This window comes from Mesorhizobium abyssinicae (assembly GCF_049887195.1).
GTDB lineage: Bacteria > Pseudomonadota > Alphaproteobacteria > Rhizobiales > Rhizobiaceae > Mesorhizobium > Mesorhizobium abyssinicae.
The window spans coordinates 1-213 of the sequence record NZ_JARAKC010000185.1; the positions used below are offsets into that span (position 1 = coordinate 1).

Here is a 213-nt window from a genome sequence, read left to right on the forward strand (position 1 = left end):
AGCCGGCTTGCGATCCCGACCCGCGCGCGCTCGGGCTCACCGCGCGCCATCTCGCCTATATCATCTACACCTCAGGCTCCACCGGGACGCCCAAGGGCGTCATGGTCGAGCATCGCGGACTGGTCAATTACCTGGACTGGGCCTGCCAGGCTTACGCCCCGCGCTCATCCTCGGTGGTCTCCCTGCCCTTGGCTTTCGACGCCATAATCACCA

General features: G+C 65.7%; 1 protein-coding gene. It reads left to right on the plus strand.

What is annotated here, in order from left to right; all coding sequences use genetic code 11:
* Positions 1-213 (plus strand): AMP-binding protein (locus PU724_RS34165; RefSeq protein WP_426213887.1); only part of this gene is annotated, 213 nt, incomplete at both ends.